The following is a 21868-nucleotide window of genomic DNA, read 5'->3' on the forward strand; positions in this document are numbered from 1 at the left end:
ACAGGGGGTGGTTTCGATGGTTCGGCCGCGGTTTTTGTACGTAGTGCGCGTATCGCAGCAGAGACCGGACGGAGAGGAGAAGCCGGTCGGGTGGCGGTTGGTCGGGGCGAACAACCGCGAACTCGGCCGCAGCGCCGAAGCGTTCGCCGGCCTCGCGGAGTGCCAGGCCGCAGTGACCCGGCTCCGGGAGAAGGTGGCTGGGGCCCGTGTGCTTCTGACCATGCCGGATGCGGCGGGCAACTGGACATGGCGTCTGGAGATCGAGGGGCGGGCTGTCGCTGTTGCCGGGCGGCGCTATCTGCGCCACCGGGAGTGCCAGTACAACCTCAGCCAGTTCCTCGCCGCGGTCCCGGTGGCGCAGCTGGCGGTGGGGATGATGAACCGGCCGAGGTCGCGCAGTCTGCCCGCGCGCGGTCCTGAGGGCGGGCGGTCTACGCGAGCAGACCGGGAAGACGAAGGACACGCCCTGCTGCGCAAGGTCGGCCGGGCCCCGGTGGGTTCCCGATGACGGTTGCCATACCCGGGCCGGGACGCCCGTCGGAGGCAGGACCCCAGCCCGTGGACGCGCCACGTGCCGTGCGGGGCAAGGGTGAGCTGGGGGACCGCCTCTTCCGGGGGGCGGCGCGCGGCAGCGGGGCCGTCGTCCTGGTGATCATGCTGCTGGTCGGTGTCTTCCTCACCTACCGTGCGTCTCAGGCGCTCGGTGTGGCCAAGGGGTCCTTCCTCACCACGTCCGCCTGGGAGCCGGATGCTCACCGCTTCGGGATCGCCGCGGTGCTCACCGGCACCGTGCTCATCGGCCTGGTGGCGATCAGCATCGCGGTGCCGCTGGCAGTTGGCACGGCGCTGTACATCTCGGAGTACGCGCCGCGGCGTCTGAAGCGGACATTCGTCACTCTCGTGGACCTCATGGCCGCGGTACCGAGTGTCGTGTACGGGCTGTGGGGTGCCTTCTTCCTGCAGGGGCATGTCGTGGGGCTCTCCCGCTGGATAGCGACGTACTTCTCCTGGATCCCGCTCTTCGAGGTCGACGGGAGCGACCCGCACGACCCGCTGGAGACGGCGACCGTCTACACGTCCTCCACCTTCATCGCCGGCATCGTCGTGGCGCTCATGGTCACGCCGATCGCGTGCTCGGTGATGCGGGAGACGTTCTCCCAGGCACCTCCGGGAGAGCGCGAGGGCGCGTTCGCGCTCGGGGCCACCCGGTGGGGAATGATCCGCGCGGTCGTGCTGCCGTTCGGCTGGGGCGGCGTGATCGGCGGCACCATGCTCGGTCTGGGCCGGGCCCTGGGCGAGACGATCGCCGTCTACATGATCATCTCCCCGGTCTTCGCCGTGCAGCCGCACATTCTGCAGAACGGGGCCAACTCCGTGTCGGCGCTCATCGCGCTGCGCTACGGATCCGCGAGCGACTTCGGCATGTCGGCCCTGATGGCCGCGGGACTCGCGCTGTTCCTGATGACCCTTGTCGTGAACTTCATCGCGTCCTCGATCGCGGCCCGCAGCCGCTCGGGCAGCGGGACGGAGGCCTGAGATGACCGACCTCCTCAAGGAACGGCCGGCGCAGACCGTGCGGCCGGCAACCGAAGTCCGGGACGAGTCCCCGGAAGTCCACCGGAACACCTCGTCGGTGCATGGCTCGGACCTGCTCGCCCTCGCGGGCGCCGCCGTGGGGTCCCTCGCCCTGACGGCCCTCCTCTTCACCTGGATCGCTCCGTTCGACTCGATCCTGGGCTTCGTGGTCGTCACCTATGTGTTCTTCCTCGGCATCTACGCCGTGCTGGTCTCCTTCGACGAGAAGAGCGTGGCGGTACGCGACAAGGTCGCCGCGGTGCTGTGGCAGAGCCTCGCCACGCTGCTGCTCGCGGCCCTGGTCATGGTGGTGGTGTACACCCTGTGGCGCGGCAAGTCCTCTCTGGTGCACCTCAACTTCTTCACCGAGGCCATGTCGCGCACCGGCCCGCTGCAGCCGCTCACCGAGGGTGGCGTCCTGCACGCGATCGTCGGCACGCTGGAGCAGATCGCCATCTCGCTGGCGATCACCGTCCCGCTCGGGCTGGCCTGTGCGGTGTTCCTCAACGAAGTGCCCGGCCGGTACGCCCGGTTCGTACGGACCATCGTCGAGGCGATGACGGCGCTGCCGTCGATCGTCGCCGGTCTGTTCATCTACGCCACGGTGATCCTGATGCTCGGCTTCGACAAGTCCGGCTTCGCGGCAGCCCTGGCGCTCAGCGTGATGATGCTGCCCATCATCATCCGCGCAGCCGACGTGGTCATCCGGCTGGTGCCGGGCTCACTGCGCGAGGCGTCGTACGCGCTGGGCGCGAGCCAGTGGCGCACGGTGTGGACCGTGGTGCTGCCCACCGCACGCTCCGGACTCACCACCGCGGTGATCCTCGGCACAGCCCGCGGGATCGGCGAAACCTCGCCGGTACTGCTCACCTCCGGCTTCACGCCGGATCTGAACCTCAACCCGCTGACCGGCCCGCAGGTCTCACTGCCGCTGGCGACCTTCCAGTTGGTGAGTTCCCCCCAACCCAACATGATCGCCCGCGGGTTCGGCTCAGCCGCTCTGCTGATGGCTCTCGTGCTGCTGCTCTTCATCGTGGCCCGGGTGGTCGGCGGACGCGGTCCCGGCGAGCTGACCCGCAACCAGCAGCACCGGCGTGTGCAGGCATCGCGCCGCGACGCCCAGCGCATGAGCAAGCGCGCAGCGCTCCGGCCGCAAGCGGAATCCCCGTACGCCGCACCGGGCGCGGCCTGGGACCCGGGGCCGTACCCGGCGCCGGGCACCGGGCCGGCCGCCGGGCCGGATGTCGCGCCGGACCCCGGGTCACGCCCCGAGCCGGGCACCGAGCCGGACGCCGCGTCCGGTGCCCCCGGCAGCCACTCCGACTGAGACCTGACGAGCCGCACGGCTCCCACCCGCACCAGCGGATTCCGCACCGCCCTGTACCGACGACACCGACCAGGAGTCACCAGCCATGCCCGGATCGCCTCCGGCAAAGTCCGCACACTTCCGCCTGAGAGTCGTGACCGCCTTCGCCCTCTTGGCAGCCCTCCTGTTCGGCGCCGCGATGCCGGGCGCCGAGCCCGCCCATGCCGCGTCCTACGTCCCGATCTCGGGTGCTGGATCAACCTGGAGCCAGAACGCCCTCGACCAGTGGGGGGCGAATGTCAAGCAGTACGGCATGACGGTGAACTACAACGGCACCGGTTCCTCCGACGGCCGCAACCAGTTCCGCAACGGGACTGTGGACTACGGCGTCTCCGAGATCCCGTACGGCATCAAGGACTCGGGTGTCGTCGACCCGCCGCCGTCCCGCAAGTACGCCTACATGCCGATCGTGGCCGGCGGTACCTCGTTCATGTACAACCTCAAGATCGGCAACAAGCGGGTGACCAACCTCCGGCTCTCCGGAGAGGTCATCGCCAAGATCTTCACCGGGCAGATCAAGACCTGGAACGACCCGGCGATCAAGGCCGACAACCCGGCGCTCGCGTCGGCGCTGCCCGCCCGCCGGGTCGTCCCGGTGGTGCGCTCCGACGGCTCCGGCACCACCGCGCAGTTCACCACCTGGATGAGCAAGCAGCACGGCTCGCTGTGGGACGCCTTCTGTCGCCGGGCCGGCCGCGAGACTCCCTGCGGTGCGACGTCGAACTACCCGCTCGTGCCGGGCAGCGGCTTCGTCGGGCAGTCGGGCTCGAACGGTGTGTCCGGCTATGTCGCCCAGGGGGGCAACGTCGGCACGATCACCTACGTCGAGTACTCGTACGCGGTGTACACGACCGGCTTCCCGGTGGCGAAGGTGCTCAACTCGTCCGGCTACTACTCCGAGCCGACCGCCAGGAACGTGGCCGTCGCCCTCACCAAGGCGCGGATCAACGAGAACACCTCGTCGCCGAGCTATCTGACGCAGATCCTCGACGACGTCTACAACGACCGTGACCCGCGCGCCTATCCGCTCTCCAGCTACAGCTACATGGTCATCCCGACCGCACTGGAGTCGAAATTCAACGCCCAGAAGGGCAAGACGCTCGGCGCCTTCGCGTACTACTTCCTCTGCCAGGGGCAGCAGCACGTGGACGATCTCGGCTACTCGCCACTGCCGATCAACCTCGTACAGGCCGGTCTCAAGCAGGTACGCAGGATTCCCGGGGTCGACGTAGAGAAGATCAACATCAAGGACTGCCACAACCCGACCTTCTCCAGCGACGGCAGCAACACCCTGGCCAAGACCGCCCCTTATCCGCAGGCCTGTGACAAGAAGGGCACGACGCAGTGCTCGACCGGCACGGGCGGCGCCAAGGCTCCGACCGTCGTCAACGGAAACGGCAACGGCTCCGGCTCCGGCGGTTCGTCCGGATCGGCCCAGGGCGCAACGGGCGGCGGCGGCAGCACCGGCTCCGGCGGTACGACCACGGGCGCGGGCGGAAAGGGTACGGGAGGGGCGTCGGCCGGCGCCGCCACCGGCGGTGCGTCCGCGGGTCCCGGGGCCACGATCGACCCGGACACCGGGCAGGTGGTGGGGGACAACGGCGGGGCTGTGGGCGGCGGCAGCGGTGACGCGTTCGCCATGCCCGTCACGACCTCCCAGAGCATCGGGGGCGGTCTGCGGACCGCGCTGATGGTGGTGGCCGGTGTGCTGCTGATCGTGGTGACGGTCGGACCTCCGCTGCTGAACCGCCGCCTGAAGCGGGGCACCTCGTGATCGCCGCGCTCCGCCGCTTCCTGCGGACGACCTCCGTCGTCGCGCTCGTCCTGCTCACCGCGGTGACCTGTGCCGTCGCCGTGACCATGGCCTCCCGGCCGGCCGACGCCGCCGACCAGAGGTCCGCGGTGACCGTCTCCGGGCGGGGTCCGTACACGAACCTGAAGGTGACCGTCAGCCAGAACCGGAACCTGGTCAACCAGGTGGTGAAGATCTCCTGGAAGGGCGGCGCACCCACGGTCTCGGACACCACGTACGCGGCCAACTACCTCCAGATCATGCAGTGCTGGGGGGACAGCCCCGACAAGTGCCAGTTCGGCGGCTCGTCCGCGCTGGACACGGCCGGCACCGCCGGCGCGTACACCAACACCCGGCAGCTGACCTACGGCGGACTGAAGGACCCGGACCAGCAGCTCCCGCCGCCGACCAGTACCGGCATCTCGTACGTCCCGTTCAAGTCGGCGACCGGCGATGTGATCACGAAGGGGAACTGGAACGAGTTCTACGACGTGAACACCACGAACGAGACCGCTTACGCCCGCAGCGGCCCCGACGGCGAGGGCGAGGTGTACTTCGAGGCCCAGACGGCCCTGGAGGCGCCCGGTCTGGGCTGCGGCGAGGTATCGGCCGGGGCCTCGAACGCGACGGCCGGCCGGCCCTGCTGGCTGGTCATCGTGCCGCGCGGCGAGAGCGAGGTGGACGGCAGCTCGTACCGCTCCCAGCCCAGCGGTCTCCTGCAGTCCTCGCCGCTCACCGCGAGCAACTGGAAGCACCGGCTCGTCGTGCCGCTCGGCTTCGAGCCGATGGGCAGTTTCTGCCCGATCGGCGCCGACGAGCGCAGCACCCTCGGCCACGAGATCGCCGCCGAGGCCATCGCCCGCTGGCAGCCCGCCCTGTGCCAGTCGGCGAGCAGGACGATCTACGGCTTCGCCCAGGTGACCGACGACACCGCCCGGGCCAAGCTGGTCTCCGGCAAGCCCGGACTGGTCTTCCTCGGCCGCCCGGCCACCGCCGACCAGGTGCCGTCCGGCCGGCGTCCCGTCTACGCTCCCATGGCGCTGTCCGGGCTGACCATCGGCTTCTTCGTCGAGAGCCAGGCCGGTTTCAACGCACCGGGCGCCGTCAAGGCGCGCAACGGAACACGGCTGACAGGACTCAATCTCACCCCGAGACTGGTCGCCAAGCTGCTCACCGAGTCGTACCAGGACGGCAATTCGCGCCTCGCGCCGAGCACCGCCGAGAATCCGTTCAACCTGGCCCGCGACCCGGAGTTCATCAAGTACAACCCGGACTACAAGGACCTCGAATTCCGCGGCAGCCTCGGCGACGTGCTCGTACCCCAGGCGCTCTCCGACGCGGCGTGGGAGCTGTGGAGCTGGGTGGACAAGGACCCGGCCGCACGGGAGTTCCTGAGCGGCACCGCCGACAACCAGGGGCGGTACGGCAGTCGGGACTTCTCCGGGATGAAGGTCAACCCGCGCTACCGGAACGTCGCGCTGCCGAGGAAGGAGTTCCCGAAGAGCGACCCGTTCTGCCAGGAGTTCCCGAGCAACCCGGGCCAGCTGCCGCTGTGTATCCAGGACAAGCACCCGTACGCCTCCGACATGCACGCCGCCGCCCGCGCCGCCGCCCGCGGCGACACGCTGGCCCGCGCGAGCTGGGACAACACCAGTACGCCGCCCGGCTACAAGAAGACCCCGCCGCAGACCGCCGGCCAGCGCGCCGTCCTCGCCCTGACCGACACGGCGACGGCCGCCCGCTACGGACTTGTGACCGCGAAGCTCCAGAACGCCGCGGGCCGTTTCGTGGGCCCCGACACCGCCGGTCTGCTCGCGGGCCAGGCGGCGATGAAGCCCAGCGGCGTCGTCGGGGTCGTGAGCCCCAACCCGGCCACGAAGGCTCCGAACGCCTACCCGCTCACCCTGCTCACCCACGCCGCGACCGTGCCCGAACAGCTGACCAAGAAGGAGGGCCAGGACTACGCGGCCTTCCTGAAGTACGCGGTGGGCAACGGGCAGCGGCCGGGTGTCTCGGCCGGCACCCTCCCCGAGGGGTACGCCCCGCTGCCCCAGAGTGTGCGCGCGGCGGCGCGTGCCGCTGCCGACGCCATCGCGTCCCGGGCCGGCGCCTCGCCGCCGACTTCCGGCCCCGGAGGTGACACCGCCGGCGCCGGCGCGGGCTCGTCCGGCGGCGGCACCGCAGGCGGTGGTGGGGGTGACGCGAGCGGCGGTGGCGTCCCGGCCGCCGGGCAGCCGAGTCCGGCCGGGACCAAGGCGACCCCGAACGCGACCACGAAGCCGTCTGGTTCGCCGTCCGCGGCGGCAGCCGCCGCCTCCGACGAGCCGATCATCCGCACCCCGGCCTGGGCGGTCGGCGCAGTGCGCTACGCCCTCCTGATCGCCCTCATCGTCGGGCTCGCCGCCGCGGTCGGCGGCCCCGTCCTCCCGAGGGTGCTGCCGCAGCTCACGGCAGGCCTCGCGGCCTGGCGCGCAGGGGCCAAGAAGCCAAGCAGCGAAGGGAGGTGATGCCCGAACCCGAAACATCGACAGGTCCGCGCCAACGAACTGTCTTCAACGCCGCGCCGGGCACCACCCGGCGAAAGCCTATCCGAGAGGTAACGCACGTGAACAAGAGAAAGATAGCCGTCGCCGCCGTCGGTATCACCGGTCTCCTCACCGGCACCGTCTGCGCCAGCCAGGCCGTCGCCGACCCCTCCGGGCCGCCGCCCTACCGCCAGCTCTCCGGTGTCGGCTCCGACACCACGCAGGACGTGATGAACGGCCTGGCCAACGCGATCACCATCGGCGGCCAGAAGGTCATCGGCTCGTACGACGCCACCGGCTCGGCCCAGGTAACCACCAAGGACCCCGCCACCACCCCGGGCTGCACCGTCAACCGCCCGAACGGGTCGGGCGCCGGACGCACCGCCCTGCTGAACTCCCTGCAGGCGGCCAACGGCTGTCTGGACTTCTCGCGCTCCTCCAGCCTGAACCTGGGCGCCGCGAACCCCGGACTGACCTATGTCCCGTTCGCCGTGGACGCGGTGAGCTACTCGATCACGCCCACCAGCACGGTGCCGCGCAAGCTCTCCCTGGCCGACCTCAAGGCCATCTACCACTGCGACCCCAACTACGTGGGCACCGCTCCCAACTTCAGCCTCACGGTGTACCTGCCGCAGGCGGGCTCGGGTACCCGTAGCTTCTGGGAGTCCACGATGGGGATCACCGACGCCGACGTGGTCGCCGGCGTCTACCCCTGCATCAAGGACACCAAGGCCGGCGCCCCCGTCCAGGAGCACGACGGCCGTGTCCTCGACGACAAGTCGATCGTCCCGTTCTCCATCGCGCAGTACAACTCGCAGGCCACGCAGACCATCGCCGACCTCCGCGGCCGCGCGATCCTCGGCACCATCGACAACCTCGCGCCGAACACCCTCAACAGCAACTTCGGTGTGAAGCGCGACGTCTACAACGTCATCCCGACCAGCAAGATCGGGACGGCGCCCTGGAGCACCGTCTTCGTCGGCTCGAACGCCCTGGTCTGCCAGCAGCCGACGGTGATCAACACCTACGGCTTCGCGACCAACGCGAACTGCGGCGACACCAGCAAGCAGACCCCCTGACGCAGCCGCAGCACCTTCGTAGTTGCTCAACCCCCCATGCCTGATTCATCGCTTTCGTCACTTTCGAATCCTTCCAAGAAGGAGAGCACGACTGTGTGGAAGAACACCCTCTCGCGAACCCTGGCGGGCGGTCTCGCGAGCCTGGTCGCCGTGCTTGCAGGCGGCCTGATCCTGGCTCCGTCGGCGCACGCCGCCGACATCGGCATCGCAGTGATCACCCCGGCGACCGGCTCCGACGTCTCCAGCATGACGCTGACGACGTCCGGCCCCTGCCCGGCCAACGCCACCAACGTCATTGTCTCGGTGACCGGTTCGGGCTTCCCGGCCGGCGGCCAGAACGTGGTCGGCAACTCGCCGATCAGCACCTACGGATCGACGGCGGACGGCGGGCTCATCATCCCGCTCTCCCAGACGATGCGTGACTACGCCAACACGGCGGGTTTCACCAACCTGACCGGCAAGTACAGCTTCCAGGTCACCTGCCGGACAGCCTTCAACGGCACCAGCCTCGGTGACTTCCCGGGCGGGGTCTGGTTCACCTCCAACACGGCGTACCAGAACACCGACCCGGCCGTGAAGACCGACACCACCACCTCCCTCGCGGTGTCCCCGGCAAGCCCGGTCACCGCGGGTGCTCCCGTGACGCTGACCGCGACCGTCGGCCCGGCCGGCGCCGCGGGCACGGTGCAGTTCAGCGACAACGGCGCTGCGCTGGGCAACCCGGTGAACGTCTCCGGCGGCCAGGCCGCGCTCACCACGAGCAGCCTGGGCGCGGGCAGCCACTCGCTGACGGCCGCCTTCACGCCGAGCAGCACCGCCTACAACGCGTCCGCGTCCGCCGCGGTCGCGTACACGGTCAACACCGCTCCGGCGACCGCGACCACGACCGCGCTGGCCGTCTCGCCGGCCGGTACCGCGGCCCAGTTCAGCCCGGTCAGCATGTCGGCCACGGTGGCGCCCGCCTCGGCGGCCGGTTCCGTGAAGTTCCAGGACACCGTGGGCGGCACCACCACCACGCTGGCCACGGTGCCGGTCGCCGCCGGTCAGGCCGCCTACACCACGAGCAGCCTGGGCGCGGGTGACCACTCCTTCTCGGCGGTCTTCGTCCCGACGAACCCGGCCGCGTACCTCGGCTCCAACTCCGGTGCCGTTCCGTACGTGATCGGCGCCTTCGCCGGTGTCACCGCCTCGCAGGACATCACCACCACCGTCGAGGCCGGTGCGCTGGTCATCAGCGTCGACAACCCGCATGTCACCCTGCCTTCCCCGGTGCTCAACGCCAACGGTGACCTGCTGTCCACCACGGGCGCGATCAACCCGGTCACGCTCACCGACACCCGCGCCGGTAACCCGGGCTGGTCCGTCAGCGGCCAGCTGACCGACTTCACCGACGGCGGCACGCACCTGATCAACGGTCAGAACCTCGGCTGGACGCCGAAGCTGATCGACAAGGGCGCGTCCCAGACCGTCACTCCCGGTGCTGCCGTCGCGGCCGCGGGCGGTGTCGCCCCCGCGGACGCGGGCACGGCCGGACTCAAGTCCTCCCGTTCCCTCGCCAACGGAACCGGCCTGGGCACCGCCCACGTCGGGGCGGACCTGGCCCTCAACGCGCCGACCTCGACCGTGGCCGGCACCTACACGGCCACGCTCACCCTCACGGCCATCTGACCTTGTCGGACGGTCACGGGGGCGGCACCACTCCCAGGTAGCCGTCCCGGGCCGGGACGGGCAGCGATGCCCGTCCCGGCCTCCCACCCCCACGCAACCCACCCCGCTCCGCCCGTCCCGCGCCCGATCGGACGACCCGACATGATCACGACCTCAGCCCGCCGCATCGCCGCCGTCCTGGCCGCATGCCTCCTCGCCGTCCTCCCGGCCGCAGCCGGAGCCGCGTCGGCCGCAGCCCCGGTTCCGGCCACACGGCCGGGAGACGGCGGAGCGGGGCGTACGACCTTCGGTGTCCAGCCGTCGGCCGCGAAGAAGCCCGACGCGCGGCCCCACTTCTCGTACGGGGCAACCCCGGGCGCCGCCGTCACCGACCACATCGCCGTCCACAACTACGGCAAGAAGCCGCTCACCCTGCGCGTGTACGCCGGTGACGCCTTCACCACCGCCGACGGGGGCTTCGACCTGTTCGCGGCGAACCACAAGTCCACCGACGTGGGCACCTGGGTGAAGCTCGGCAAGAACGTGCTGAGCGTGCCCGCCCGGTCCCACGTCATCGTGCCCTTCACCCTGACCGTCCCGCGGAACGTGACCCCCGGGGACCACACCGGCGGCATCGTCGCGTCGCTGTCGGCGGTACGCACCGACAAGAAGGGCAGCAAGGTCGCGGTCGACCAGCGCGTGGGGGCGCGGATATATCTGCGGGTCGCCGGGAAGCTGGGACCCCGGCTCACCGTCGAGGGCCTGCACACGACCTACCACGGCACGGCCAACCCCTTCGGCACCGGCTCCGCGACCGTCACGTACACCGTGCGCAACACCGGAAACGTCCGGCTGGCGGCCCGTCAAGCGGTGCGCGTGCGCGATCTGTTCGGCGGCGCTGCGAAGGTGGCTGCCCCTCGTGACATCCCCGAGCTGCTGCCCGGCGCCGCCGTGACGATCACGGCTTCGGCCACGGGCGTCCTCCCGGCCATGCGCGACACCACCACGGTCACCGTCGACCCGAGGCCCGTACGCGGCGACATCAAGCATCGCGTGCTGCCACGGGTCACCCGGGTCGAGAACTTCTGGGCCGTGCCGTGGGCGATGCTGGCCCTGCTGCTGGTCGCCGCCGGAGCCCTGACGTTCCTGCTCGTACGCAGGCGTCGGCGGCGCGGCGCCGGCACGAGCGCACCGGAGCTGCGCCCCGCCGCGGCCAGGTCGAAGCAGGCCGTCGGCCTCGCGGCGATCCTGCTCACCGCCGGAGCGGTCGTCGCGGGCGCACCGGCCGACGCCCGGGCGGCGGAGTCCGCGGAGGCGGTGGAGTCCGGAGGGCTCGCGGTCAGCCCGGCGCGGGGCAGCGACGCCCAGCCCATCACGCTCAGTTCCGCCGCGCCCTGCCCCGCGAAGACCGCCAATGTCATCGCCCGCGTCACCGGAGCGGGATTCCCCCGCGGAGGCCAGATCGTCGTCGGCAACGCCCCGCTCGCCACCTATCCGAAGGTGCCCGGCGGCGGCCTGTCGATCCCGCTCACGTACACGATGCGGGACTACGCCAGCACGGCCGGCTTCACCACACTGCGCGGCACCTACTCCTTCACGGTCAGCTGCCTCAAGGGCGCATTCGACCTGACGAGTCTGCGGGACTTCACGGGGTCCCTGCGGTTCACCGCGAAAGACGCGTACCGGGACGGTACGCGAGTCGCGGTCAAGGCTCCGGACGCGAAGGCGCCGGGGCAATCAGAGCAGCCCGTACCGCCGACCGTGTCGGGGGGCGGTACGGGCGCTGAAACAGGCAGCGCGGCGGGCGCCGGGGCGGTGGCACCTTCAGCGCCCGCGAACGGGTCCGCCGCACCCGCGGGTGCGCCCGCCGCGACGGAAGCCGCCGCTCAGGACTCCAACACCTCACTCGTCGCCTGGTCGGTGGCCGGTTTCGCCGCCGCCCTGCCGGCCCTCCTCATGGGTGCGGCTCACTGGGCGCGGGGACGCAGGGCGCGTGCCGCCGAACCCGAGCCGGGCGACTGAACACCACCACCATCCATACCTCTTGAACCATCAGTCACAGGGAGAGAACACCGTGTCCATCACAACCAAGTCCCGCACCTTGATATCCCGGCCGGCCGCCGTCCTGCTCGGATCGCTGATCGCGGCGTCCGGCGCGGCCGGGGTGCTCACCGCGACCGCCGCGCACGCCGAGGTCGTCGGTTCGGCGGAGGTGTCCCCGGCCACCGGCACGGACGCCAGCGGGATTTCGCTGACCACGTCGAAGGCGTGCCCGGACGCGGCCACGAACCTCATCGTCGCGGTGAAGGGCTCGGGCTTCCCGGCCGAGGGCCAGAACGTGGTCGGCAACTCGCCGCTCAGCACCTACGGATCGACAACGGACGGCGGGCTCATCATCCCGCTCTCCCAGACGATGCGTGACTACGCCAGCACGGCGGGGTTCACCACGCTGCAGGGCCGTTACGACTTCACGGTGACCTGCCGTACCGCCTTCAACGGCACCAGCCTCGGCGACTTCACCGCGCCGATCTGGTTCACCTCCAACACCGCGTACCGCAACACCGACCCCGCCGGGCCGACGGCCACGCCGTCCTCGTCGGCGCCCACCAGCACCGCCCCCCCGTCGCCCACGGGGACCGCCTCGCCGACCGACACCGCGTCTCCGACCGACACCGCCTCGCCCACCGACACCGCGACGCCCACCGACACGGCGACGCCCACCGACACGGCGCTGCCGACCGACACCGCGACGCCGACGGACACCGCGACCCCGGGCGGCGGCTCCCAGGGCATCTCCACCGACGTCAACGGCGGTGCCTCGGGCGGCGGCAATGGATCCCTCGCCGCCACCGGCACCGACGTGGCCATGGTCGGCGCGGTGTCGGCCCTCCTGGTCGCGGCGGGCATCACCGTCGTCCGCCGGAACCGCCGGAGCGACGAGTTCACCGTCACCGACACCCCGAACGTCTGAGGCGGGGGAGACACCATGAAGTTCAGAACTGCACGCCGACCCCTGTCGGTCGCGCTGGCCTCGCTCCTCGCCGTCGGCGCGCTCGCGCTCGGCACCACCGGAGCCAGGGCCGATGTCCTCGGCCCGATGGAGGTGACGCCGGCCGCCGGTACGGACACCAGCGGGGTCACGCTGACCACCGCCGGGCCGTGCCCGGCCGAGGCCACCAACCTCATCGTCGCGGTGAAGGGCTCGGGCTTCCCGGCCGAGGGCCAGATCGTGGTGAGCAACTCACCGATCGAGACGTACGGTTCCACGGGCACCGGCGGCACCGTGGTGCCGCTGACGCAGACGATGCGTGACTACGCCAGTACGGCGGGGTTCACCACGCTGGACGGGCGCTACGACTTCACGCTGACCTGCCGGGCCGCCTTCGGTTCGACGACGTACGGCGATTTCACCGCCCCCATCTGGTTCACCTCCAACACCGCCTACCAGAGCACCGCTCCCGCCGCCGCGACCACGACCACCCTCGCGACGGCTCCGGTGAGCCCGGTCGTCCAGGGCACGGCCGTCAAGCTGACGGCGACGGTGGCCCCGGCCGAGGCGGCCGGTTCGGTGCGCTTCCTGGACGGGGCGACCCAGCTCGGCACCCCCGTCGCCGTGTCGGCGGGAGCGGCCACCCTGACCACCACCGCCCTGGCCGTCGGCGCCCACTCACTGAAGGCCCAGTTCACGCCGTCGGACCCGGCGGTGTACGGCTCTTCGGCCTCTGCGGCCCTGTCGTACACGGTCAAGATCAAGCCGCCGGCGGTCGTCACACCGGCGAAGGTGACCGGCACCCTCAAGGTCGGCTACACGGCCACCTGCACCGTGGCCTTCGGCGGCGCGACGTCGATCAAGTACCTCTGGCTCCGTGACGGCGCAGTGATCAGTGGAGCCATCGCGCGCACCCGCCCCCTCGTCGCCGCCGACTACAACCACAAGACGGCCTGCCGCGCGATCGCGGCCAACAGCACCGGCAGTACCACCTCGACCAGCGCGGCCGTGACCGTGGCTGCGGGCCCGGCGCTGAAGAACGTGACGAGGCCCTCGGTCACCGGCACCGCCAGGGTGGGCTACCGGCAGACCGCCAGGCCCGGCACCTGGACCCCCGCTGCCACCACGTACAGCTACACCTGGAAGCGCGACGGGCGGACGATCACCGGTGCGACCCGCGTGACCTACTACCCGACCAGGGCCGACCGCGGCCACCTGCTCACCGTCACCATCACGGCCAAGCGCCCCGGATACGCCTGGGGTTACGCCACCTCGGTGTCACGGAGGATCGGATGACAGCGCCGAGTGCCCTGGCGGACGCCGTGGCACAGGGCGACCAGCCGCCGGCCGGCGGCTGGTCGCCCGACAACCCGTCATCTCCGGAGTCCGGCCGGGCGCGTCAGGCGCGCCCGGCCGCCGGCCCCGCACTGCGCGTCGTCAGCGCGGCGCTGAGCATCCTCGCCGCGCTGCTGCTCGGATTCGTCGTCGACGTAGGTCTCGTGGGCGACCTCCGCCATGCCCGCGACCGGCAGGTCGACTACGCCGGTTTCCGGGCCGACCTGGCCAACGGGGTAGCTCCCGTCGGCCGTTCCGAGGGTGGCGGCGTGGCGCCGGAGCCCGGCGCGCCGGTGGCGCTGCTGGAGATCCCCGTGCTCCAGCTGCGCGAAGTCGTCCGCGAGGGCACCACGGCACACGACCTGGCGCGGGGGGCGGGCCACCGCCGGGACACCACGCTGCCGGGCCAGTCCGGAGTCAGCGTGATCATGGGCCGCCAGGCGACCTATGGCGGGCCGTTCCGGCACCTGGAGGACCTGACCGCGGGGGACCGGTTCACCGTGACCACGGGCCAGGGAAAGCACACGTACCGGGTCATCGGCCCGCGGCGGGAGGGCGATCCCCAGCCGCCGGCGCTCACCGGCGGCCGTGGCCGCGTCACGCTGATCACGGCCGACGGCACCCCGTTCATGCCCCGCGGCATTCTGCGGGTGGACGCGGACTTGGTCTCGGACGCCCAGCCCACCCCGCCGGCTGCCCTCCCTTCCGGCGCCCTGCCGGAGGACGAGAAGCCGATGGCCATGCAGCAGACGGCCTGGCTGCCGCTCGTGCTGTGGGGCCAGGCGCTGGTGCTGGCGGCCGCGGCCATCGCATGGGCGCACGCCCGCTGGGGCCGTCCGCACACGTGGGTGGTGGGCGTGCCGCTGCTGGGCGCCCTCGGCCTGGCGGTCGCCGACCAGGCGGCGCTGCTGCTCCCCAACCTGCTGTAAACCCAGTCTCCGCCGAACAAGGACGTGCCGTGACCGACCAGACCACCCAGACCGAGACCACCGTCCCGCTCCCGGCGTACGCGGGGAGCACCGGAGCCGCGGGATCCACCGGGGCAACAACCGGGGCCACCGGCGCCGGCGGGGCGACCCTGGAAGCCCGCCGGATCTCGGCCTGGTTCGGCGACCACAAAGTGCTCGACCGCGTGTCGCTGACCATGCCGACGGGCCTGGTCACGGCCCTCATCGGCCCCTCCGGATGCGGCAAGTCGACCTTCCTGCGCATCCTCAACCGCATGCACGAACTCATCCCGTCCGCCTCCCTGGCGGGCGAGGTGCTGGTCGACGGCCAGGACGTCTACGCGACCGGCCAGCGGCTGACCGAGGCGCGGCGCCAGGTGGGGATGGTGTTCCAGAAGCCGAACCCGTTCCCGGCGATGTCCATCTACGACAACGTCACCGCGGGCCTGAAACTCACCGGCGTACGGACCGGCGGCAGGGCCAAGGACGACCTCGTCGAGGAGTGCCTGACCAAGGCAGGCCTCTGGAAGGAGGTCCGCACCCGCCTCCGCCAGCCCGGCGGCGCGCTCTCCGGCGGCCAGCAGCAACGTCTGTGCATCGCCCGTTCACTGGCCATCCGCCCCAAGGTTCTCCTGATGGACGAACCGTGCTCGGCGCTCGACCCGACGTCCACCCGCCGCATCGAGGAAACGATCCGCGAGCTGGTCCACGAGGTGACGATCGTGATCGTCACCCACAACATGCAGCAGGCGGCGCGGGTCTCCGACCAGTGCGCCTTCTTCCTCGCGGAACAGGGCACGCCGGGCGCGATCGTCGAACACGGCCCCACTGCGGCGATGTTCTCCGCGCCGTCGGACCCGCGGACGTCGGATTACGTGGAGGGCCGCTTCGGGTAGGGCCGGCAACCATCACCCCATCTCGACCGGAGCGCGTACCAGCGAGCCGTACTCGGTCCAGGAGCCGTCGTAGTTCTTGACGTCCGGATAGCCGAGCAGTTCGTGGAGTGCGAACCAGGTGTGCGAGGAGCGCTCTCCGATACGGCAGTAGGCGATGATCTCGCGGTCCGGCGTGATGCCCTTGCGCGCGTACAGTTCCTTCAGTTCGTCGGCCGATTTGAAGGTCTTGTCCTCGTTGGCCGCCTGTGCCCAGGGGACGTTGGCCGCGCCGGGGATGTGGCCGGGCACCTGTGCCTGCTCCTGGGGCAGGTGACGGGGTGAGGTGACCCCCGGAGTGTGGACACAGGGGTTCATGCGGCGAGTGAGAGGTTAGCTGTCCTGTGGTGCTGCTGTTCGAACTCCATCGGGGAGGTAGGACGTGCACTGTGCCGGCGTCGGGCGTTGTTGTAGGTGAGCCACGCGAAAATCTCCAGCCTGGCCTGGCTCATCGTCGCGAACAGCTTCGTGTGCATCGTCTCCCTCTTCAGGCCCTGCCAGAAACTCTCGGTCAGCGACCGTGCGGGTCGTCGAGTACACCCTGCAAGGCCCCGGATTCCCCGAGCAGGATGCTCCCTACCGGCTGATCACCACGATCCTCGACGCCGAGGCCGCGCCCGCCACCGATCTGGCCGCCCTTTACCACGAACGATGGGAGATCGAGACCGCACTGGACGAGCTGAAGACCCATCAGCGAGGCCCCGCCCAGGTCCTTCGCTCCCGCTCACCCGACGGCGTCGAGCAGGAGATCTGGGGCCATCTGCTGGTTCACTACGCCATCCGCAGCCTGATGCACGACACCGCGGATGCCGCCCGACTCGACACCGACCGGCTCTCTTTCACCCGCAGCATCCGTCTCGCACGCCGCCAGGTCACCGCGCAGGCGGCCTTTCGTCACCGACACCCTCGGCCTCGTCCTGGCCGTCCCGGTCACCGCCGCCAGCGACCACGACTCCATCTCATCGCCCAGATCGCCGACCGCCACCCCACCATCACCAAAGCGTGGGCACACAACGGCTACAAGAAACCAAGCCGTAGAACGGCAAGCGGCATCGACCTCGAGATCGTCCAACGCGACCTCACATCCCGCGGCTTCAACGTCCAGCTCTGGCGATGGGTCGAAGAACCCACCTCGGCTGGCTCATGCACCGAGGCCGCCTGGTTCGAGACTTCGCCCCCACATCGATCCGCTGCCTTGATCGATGTGGCAGCCATCAGCCTCATGGCCAGGCGCCTCATCAAACCTCGTGATCGCGACGTCGGGCATCTCCTCCCCGTACAGTCCACGACCCGCCAGCCGAGTCGCTGTTCGTTTCGGTCACCTCACACTGCGTGCCCACGGGACTGCGAGATGTGTGATTTACATCCTTGACATACGCGCAATTCCGCCGTCGCCAGGCACCCATACCTTCTGGCCATGGAAAACAACCTCGGGCGTAGAGGCTTTCTCCGCCTCTCTGGAACAGCCGCCCTTACCGCCTCGCTCGGCAGCGCTCTCACCGCGTGTGGATCGGCCGACAAGAAGACCTCATCAGCCAAGCCCGGCCGTACCGTGCGACTTGGATTCATCGCGTTGACCGACTGTGCGCCCCTGGTGATGGCGAAGGAACTCGGGTACTTCGCCGAGCGTGACCTCAATGTTGAATTGATCAAGCAGGCCTCATGGCCCGCCACCCGGGACAACCTGCTCAATGGGCAGATCGATGCCGCACATGCCCTCTTCAGCCTCCCTCTGTCCGTTGCATCGAAGATCGCGGGCAAGGGTTCCACCGACCTCAAGATCGCCATGGTGCTGAACAACAACGGCCAGGCCATCACCCTCAAGAAGGACTTCGCCGACGCTGGCTACGCGGACCTGGGAGCAGCCCGGGCACTGCTGGAGAAGAAGTCGCCGACCCTGGCCATGACCTTCCCCGGCGGCACGCACGACACTTGGCTGCGCTACTGGCTCAAGGCCACCAAGGCCGATCTGTCGAATGTCAAGATCGTTCCGATCCCGCCACCGCAGATGGTCGCCAACATGAAGGTCGGGAACATGGACGGCTACTGCGTCGGCGAGCCGTGGAACGCCGTCGCCGTCCAGCAGGACATCGGCTTCACCCACATCACCACCCAGGACATCTGGCAGCACCACCCGGAGAAGGCCCTGGTCGCGGGCGCCAAGTTCGCCGCAGAGAAGAAGGACGTGCTGGCCGATGTGATGGGGGCGGTCCTCAAGGCAGCCAAGTGGCTCGACGACCTGGACAACCGGAAAAAGGCAGCGACGACGATCGGCGCCGCGAAGTACATCAAGGCACCGGCCAAGGACATCGAGGGCCGGCTGCTCGGCAGCTATGAGCTGGGGGCCGACCTGGGCACGAAGAAGTTCAGCGGCGACCAGATGATGTTCTTCCGCGACGGCCAGACCTCCGCGCCGCGCCGCGGGCACGCGATCTGGTTCCTGAGCCAGTACGAGCGCTTCGGGCTCCTCAAGGAGGCGCCGCCCTACACCAAGATCGCTGACGAGATCATCCTTCGCGACCTTTACGAGGAGGTCGCAGCCAAGGAGGGCATCGACGTCCCGGGAGACGACATGAGCCCGTTCCACGTGAAGCTCGACAGCACGATGTTCGACCCGAAGAAGCCGGCGGAGGAGGCGAAGCGGCTGTGACGAGCTCGCCGACGCATACGGACCAGGCGGAACCGGCTGTGGCGGACGCCCAGCCGGGGCGGCCCGGCCCCCCCGCCGCCCCTGGGTCGCCCACCAGCGGCGGCTGGGGGAGCCGGCTCGCCGAGCTGGGCCGCGGCATCGGATGGGCCGTGCTCGGTACCGCGATCATCGTGCTGCTCTGGCAGCTGGCCGCATTCCGTTCGACCGACGTCCCGGCCCCGCTCGACGGGGCACGGACGCTGATCGAACTGATGGCGGATCCGTTCTACGACAACGGCCCGAACGACAAGGGGGTCGGTCTCCAGCTGGCCACGTCGCTGCAGCGGGTGTTCACGGGCTTCGCTCTGGCCGCCGTGGTCGGGGTGCTGGCCGGCCTGTTCATCGGCGCGAGCCGCCGGGCGTGGCTGGCATTCAACCCGGTGGTGCAGGTGCTGCGTCCCGTGTCGCCGCTGGCCTGGTTTCCGATCTGGCTGGCCGTGTTCAAGGACGCCTCCCAGGCCTCGATCTTCGTGATCTTCATTACTGCGCTCTGGCCCACGCTGATCAACACCGCGGCCGGCGCGGCGGAGATCCCTCAGGATCACCGCAACGTCGCGCGGGTCTTCCGCTTCGGTCACATCGCCTACTTGAGGCATGTGCTCATACCGAACGCCCTGCCGTCGATCATCACCGGTCTGCGGCTGTCGATGGGCATCGCCTGGATGGTCATCGTGGCGGTCGAGATGCTCTCCGGAAATTCCGGGATCGGGTTCTTCGTGTGGGACTCGTACAACGCCGGCAACCTCAGCTCGGTCGTCGCCGCGATCGTGCTCATCGGTCTTGTCGGTCTGATCCTTGACGCGATCCTCGTACGGCTCTCGCGCAAGGTGGCCATCGAGGAGGTTCAGTCGTGACCGTCGAGATCCGCGGGGTGCACAAGTCGTTCCGCCGAAGGGGATCAGCCGCTCAGCATGTTCTGCGAGGGGTCGACCTGACCGTCGAGGAAGGGGAGTTCGTCTCCTTCATCGGCCACTCGGGCTGCGGCAAGTCGACGCTGCTCAATCTGGTCGGCGGGCTTGACCGCCCGGATGCGGGTGAGATCGTCGTGGACGGTCAGGCCGTCACTGGGCCAGGTCCGGAACGGGCGATGGTCTTCCAGAACTACTCACTGCTGCCCAGGCTGAGCCTTCTCGCCAATGTGCGCGAGGCCGTCCGCGCGGCACGGCCGGACTGGTCCCGGACAAAGGCCGACGACATGGTCGAGCGGTATCTGACCGCCGTCGGGCTGTGGGAGCACCGCGACAAGCGCCCAGGTCAGGTGTCGGGCGGCATGGCTCAGCGCGCCGCGGTCGCCAGGGCGTTCGCAGTGGGACCCCGCACCCTGCTGCTGGACGAGCCGTTCGGTGCGCTGGACGCGCTCACCCGCTCGCGATTGCAGCAACAACTCGTCGAGCTGTGGGGCAACGAGTCGGAGACCGAGAAGGTGCTCATGGTCACGCACGGGCTCGATGAGGCGATTCTGCTCGCCGACCGGATCGTGGTCATGTCCAACTCGCCGCAGCCGTCGGTGCGCACGATCATCCCGGTGCCGATCCCGCGTCCTCGGGACCGCGCGACGATCACCAACCACCCGGCATACGCCGGTACCCAGGAGCAGTTGGCCGACCTGCTGCTCGCCGACCAGGCGGCGGCCGCGTAGCCCGGCGGTCCCAGGGTCGATACAAGTCTGCCGAGCGATCGATTGGGGTGAGGTGACTGCGGGTGGTGGTCTCGGTCCCTCCACGCCGAGACCACCGCCCGCAGTCACCTCGCACTTGTCCGGTTCAGGCCGCCATAGCGCAGCTCGCTGCGACTTTCCGAGACGATCGGAGCACTGCTTGTGCGGGATCAGCTGGCGCGAGAAGCCCGCCACATTCTTCGCCCCTCTACCACGTCAGTGTGTAGCGGACCCGTGGCGCAGGACCGACCGTCGGGCCGGCGGTGCTGCAACGGTTGCTCGGCATCAGTCCTATGGCGGCGGAGCGATGGTCGGCAGGCGCCGTCAGAACCGCCTACTTCACCGGCGAGCGGCCGACATCCGCCGCCGGAGGCGCATGCAGGATTGCGGTGAACGACAATTCGGCTCGGACGCTCCTCACAATCCAGCCAGAATCCCGCAGTAGTCGATGCACGAGCGCAGTTCGTCCAACCTCTGACAGTCACCCGAGTCCGCTGAGTGTCGAGGCACATGCACGCCCCCATCACTCCCGCGGCGGGATGCAGAAGTAGCCCGCCTACGGCCGTCGTTCGCGCGGGAGAGGGCAGAAGCGACTGCCCCCTTCGACTACAAGCGTTTTCCCGAGGGCGATCTCCGTGAAGCCCGCGTCGCGCACCACCGGCAGGCCGCTGACCGTGAGTTGTTGCCAGTAATCCGGGTCCGGGGTGCGTACGGCCAGCGGGAAACCGGACTCGCGCCACGCCCTGCGGTCCGCCTCCGACAGCTCCCACCACGCCAGTTGCGCGCCGTGCCCGGCCTGCGCCATCGCCTTGCCCGCCGACATGGCCAGATCCGGGTTCAGCCACAGCACGGGCATGCCGGGACCGGGCGCCGCCGGCGGTTCAGGGTCGTCCAGGTCTGTGCCCGACACCTGGAGCCTGGCCAGCTCCTTGGGCCAGCCGTCCAGCGGGACCGGCGGGAAGACCCGTACCTCGGCCGCCTCGCCCCTGACCGTGATGCCCGCCAGCGCCGAGGCCTTGCGCCACTCCGCGCCGCGCGCCCGCCGCACCACTTTGCGGATCCGGGCGTCCTGCCAGTCCCGCATCGCCTGCGCCCACTCGCCCTCGCCCAGCGACCGCTCGTCGCTCAGGATGTCGAGCACCGCGCGGGCCGCGGTCTCCAGCGCGTCGGTACGGGCCGGGGGTTCGGCCTTCTCGATGCGCACCACCAGCGGCAGAACGAACTGCGGGGCCTCGTCGCGGGAGATGCTCGCGTGCTCGAAGGGACTGCCGGGAGAACTGTCGGGGCGGGTTTCGTCGCTGCTCACACCACCCAGTCTGCCAGCCGCTCTTGTCG

At 70.1% G+C, this 21868-nt stretch carries 18 protein-coding genes and 1 pseudogene; 16 read left to right on the forward strand and 3 right to left on the reverse strand.

Going from position 1 to position 21868, the window contains the following annotated elements; genetic code table 11:
* The first annotated feature begins 43 nt into the window (after positions 1-43).
* The 12 genes from SLUN_RS30785 (at position 44) to SLUN_RS30840 (ending at position 16151) form a co-directional block, all read left to right on the forward strand.
* A complete protein-coding gene (locus tag SLUN_RS30785) occupies positions 44-508 on the forward strand; it encodes a hypothetical protein (protein ID WP_159100351.1) in 465 nt (154 codons plus the stop codon).
* Positions 509-558: 50 nt separating this feature from the next.
* Positions 559-1536, forward strand: a complete 978-nt coding sequence (pstC, locus tag SLUN_RS30790) for a phosphate ABC transporter permease subunit PstC (RefSeq protein ID WP_257153820.1) — start codon at positions 559-561, stop codon at positions 1534-1536.
* Position 1537: 1 nt separating this feature from the next.
* Positions 1538-2902: a phosphate ABC transporter permease PstA gene (gene pstA / locus SLUN_RS30795; protein WP_217505558.1), complete on the forward strand. Its 1365-nt coding sequence runs from the start codon at positions 1538-1540 to the stop codon at positions 2900-2902.
* Between the two features lie 133 nt (positions 2903-3035).
* A complete protein-coding gene (pstS, locus tag SLUN_RS30800; RefSeq protein WP_257153821.1) occupies positions 3036-4715 on the forward strand; it encodes a phosphate ABC transporter substrate-binding protein PstS in 1680 nt (559 codons plus the stop codon).
* Positions 4712-7240 (forward strand): type 2 periplasmic-binding domain-containing protein, encoded by a 2529-nt coding sequence (locus SLUN_RS30805; RefSeq protein ID WP_108153224.1) that lies wholly within the window; start codon positions 4712-4714, stop codon positions 7238-7240. The genes pstS and SLUN_RS30805 overlap by 4 nt, the downstream gene beginning before the upstream one ends.
* A gap of 98 nt (positions 7241-7338) precedes the next feature.
* Positions 7339-8337 (forward strand): substrate-binding domain-containing protein, encoded by a 999-nt coding sequence (locus tag SLUN_RS30810; RefSeq protein ID WP_217506108.1) that lies wholly within the window; start codon positions 7339-7341, stop codon positions 8335-8337.
* Between the two features lie 93 nt (positions 8338-8430).
* Positions 8431-10005 (forward strand): Ig-like domain-containing protein, encoded by a 1575-nt coding sequence (locus SLUN_RS30815; protein WP_217506107.1) that lies wholly within the window; start codon positions 8431-8433, stop codon positions 10003-10005.
* A 141-nt stretch (positions 10006-10146) separates the two neighbouring features.
* Positions 10147-12006, forward strand: coding sequence for a WxL protein peptidoglycan domain-containing protein (locus tag SLUN_RS30820; protein WP_108153227.1), 1860 nt, complete (start codon positions 10147-10149; stop codon positions 12004-12006).
* 52 nt (positions 12007-12058) lie between these two features.
* Positions 12059-12955, forward strand: coding sequence for a hypothetical protein (locus SLUN_RS30825; protein ID WP_108153228.1), 897 nt, complete (start codon positions 12059-12061; stop codon positions 12953-12955).
* Between the two features lie 15 nt (positions 12956-12970).
* Complete coding sequence (locus tag SLUN_RS30830) at positions 12971-14269, forward strand: Ig-like domain-containing protein (protein WP_108153229.1); 1299 nt, start codon at positions 12971-12973, stop codon at positions 14267-14269.
* Complete coding sequence (locus SLUN_RS30835; RefSeq protein WP_108153230.1) at positions 14266-15237, forward strand: sortase; 972 nt, start codon at positions 14266-14268, stop codon at positions 15235-15237. Before SLUN_RS30830 ends, SLUN_RS30835 begins: the two co-directional genes overlap by 4 nt.
* A gap of 149 nt (positions 15238-15386) precedes the next feature.
* Positions 15387-16151: a phosphate ABC transporter ATP-binding protein gene (locus tag SLUN_RS30840; RefSeq protein ID WP_257153947.1), complete on the forward strand. Its 765-nt coding sequence runs from the start codon at positions 15387-15389 to the stop codon at positions 16149-16151.
* A 12-nt stretch (positions 16152-16163) separates the two neighbouring features.
* Here SLUN_RS30840 and SLUN_RS30845 read toward each other — a convergent pair.
* A pseudogene (locus SLUN_RS30845) lies at positions 16164-16472 on the reverse strand (sulfurtransferase); the annotation flags it as partial.
* 29 nt (positions 16473-16501) lie between these two features.
* The gene (locus SLUN_RS30850; protein ID WP_306610758.1) at positions 16502-16744 is read right to left on the reverse strand and encodes an IS3 family transposase; all 243 of its coding nucleotides are present in this window, start codon (positions 16742-16744) and stop codon (positions 16502-16504) included.
* Between SLUN_RS30850 and SLUN_RS42440 the strand changes: the two genes are divergently transcribed.
* The 4 genes from SLUN_RS42440 to SLUN_RS30870 are packed head-to-tail and all read left to right on the forward strand — an operon-like array spanning position 16708 to position 20515.
* Positions 16708-17559 carry a transposase gene (locus SLUN_RS42440; RefSeq protein WP_371413878.1) on the forward strand — a complete coding sequence of 284 codons (852 nt, stop codon included), beginning with the start codon at positions 16708-16710 and terminating at the stop codon, positions 17557-17559. The two genes, SLUN_RS30850 and SLUN_RS42440, sit on opposite strands and share 37 nt — an antisense overlap.
* Positions 17560-17604: 45 nt before the next feature.
* Positions 17605-18837: a CmpA/NrtA family ABC transporter substrate-binding protein gene (locus tag SLUN_RS30860; RefSeq protein WP_108153234.1), complete on the forward strand. Its 1233-nt coding sequence runs from the start codon at positions 17605-17607 to the stop codon at positions 18835-18837.
* The gene (gene ntrB / locus SLUN_RS30865; RefSeq protein ID WP_217502214.1) at positions 18834-19730 is read left to right on the forward strand and encodes a nitrate ABC transporter permease; all 897 of its coding nucleotides are present in this window, start codon (positions 18834-18836) and stop codon (positions 19728-19730) included. The genes SLUN_RS30860 and ntrB overlap by 4 nt, the downstream gene beginning before the upstream one ends.
* Entirely contained in the window at positions 19727-20515 is a 789-nt protein-coding gene (locus tag SLUN_RS30870; protein WP_108153235.1) for an ABC transporter ATP-binding protein, read from the forward strand. The genes ntrB and SLUN_RS30870 overlap by 4 nt, the downstream gene beginning before the upstream one ends.
* A gap of 574 nt (positions 20516-21089) precedes the next feature.
* Here the strand turns inward: SLUN_RS30870 and SLUN_RS30880 are convergent.
* Positions 21090-21839, reverse strand: coding sequence for an aminoacyl-tRNA hydrolase (locus SLUN_RS30880; RefSeq protein ID WP_108153237.1), 750 nt, complete (start codon positions 21837-21839; stop codon positions 21090-21092).
* Positions 21840-21868: the final 29 nt, after the last annotated feature.

The sequence above is a fragment of the Streptomyces lunaelactis genome (genome assembly GCF_003054555.1).
GTDB classification, from domain to species: domain Bacteria; phylum Actinomycetota; class Actinomycetes; order Streptomycetales; family Streptomycetaceae; genus Streptomyces; species Streptomyces lunaelactis.

Excerpts from the sequence above, each read along its gene's own strand:
- pstA (WP_217505558.1), top strand. The coding sequence starts at position 1,538 with ATGACCGACCTCCTCAAGGAACGGCCGGCGCAGACCGTGCGGCCGGCA.
- SLUN_RS30820 (WP_108153227.1), top strand. The coding sequence starts at position 10,147 with ATGATCACGACCTCAGCCCGCCGCATCGCCGCCGTCCTGGCCGCATGC.
- SLUN_RS30830 (WP_108153229.1), top strand. The coding sequence starts at position 12,971 with ATGAAGTTCAGAACTGCACGCCGACCCCTGTCGGTCGCGCTGGCCTCG.
- SLUN_RS30835 (WP_108153230.1), top strand. The coding sequence starts at position 14,266 with ATGACAGCGCCGAGTGCCCTGGCGGACGCCGTGGCACAGGGCGACCAG.
- SLUN_RS30860 (WP_108153234.1), top strand. The coding sequence starts at position 17,605 with ATGGAAAACAACCTCGGGCGTAGAGGCTTTCTCCGCCTCTCTGGAACA.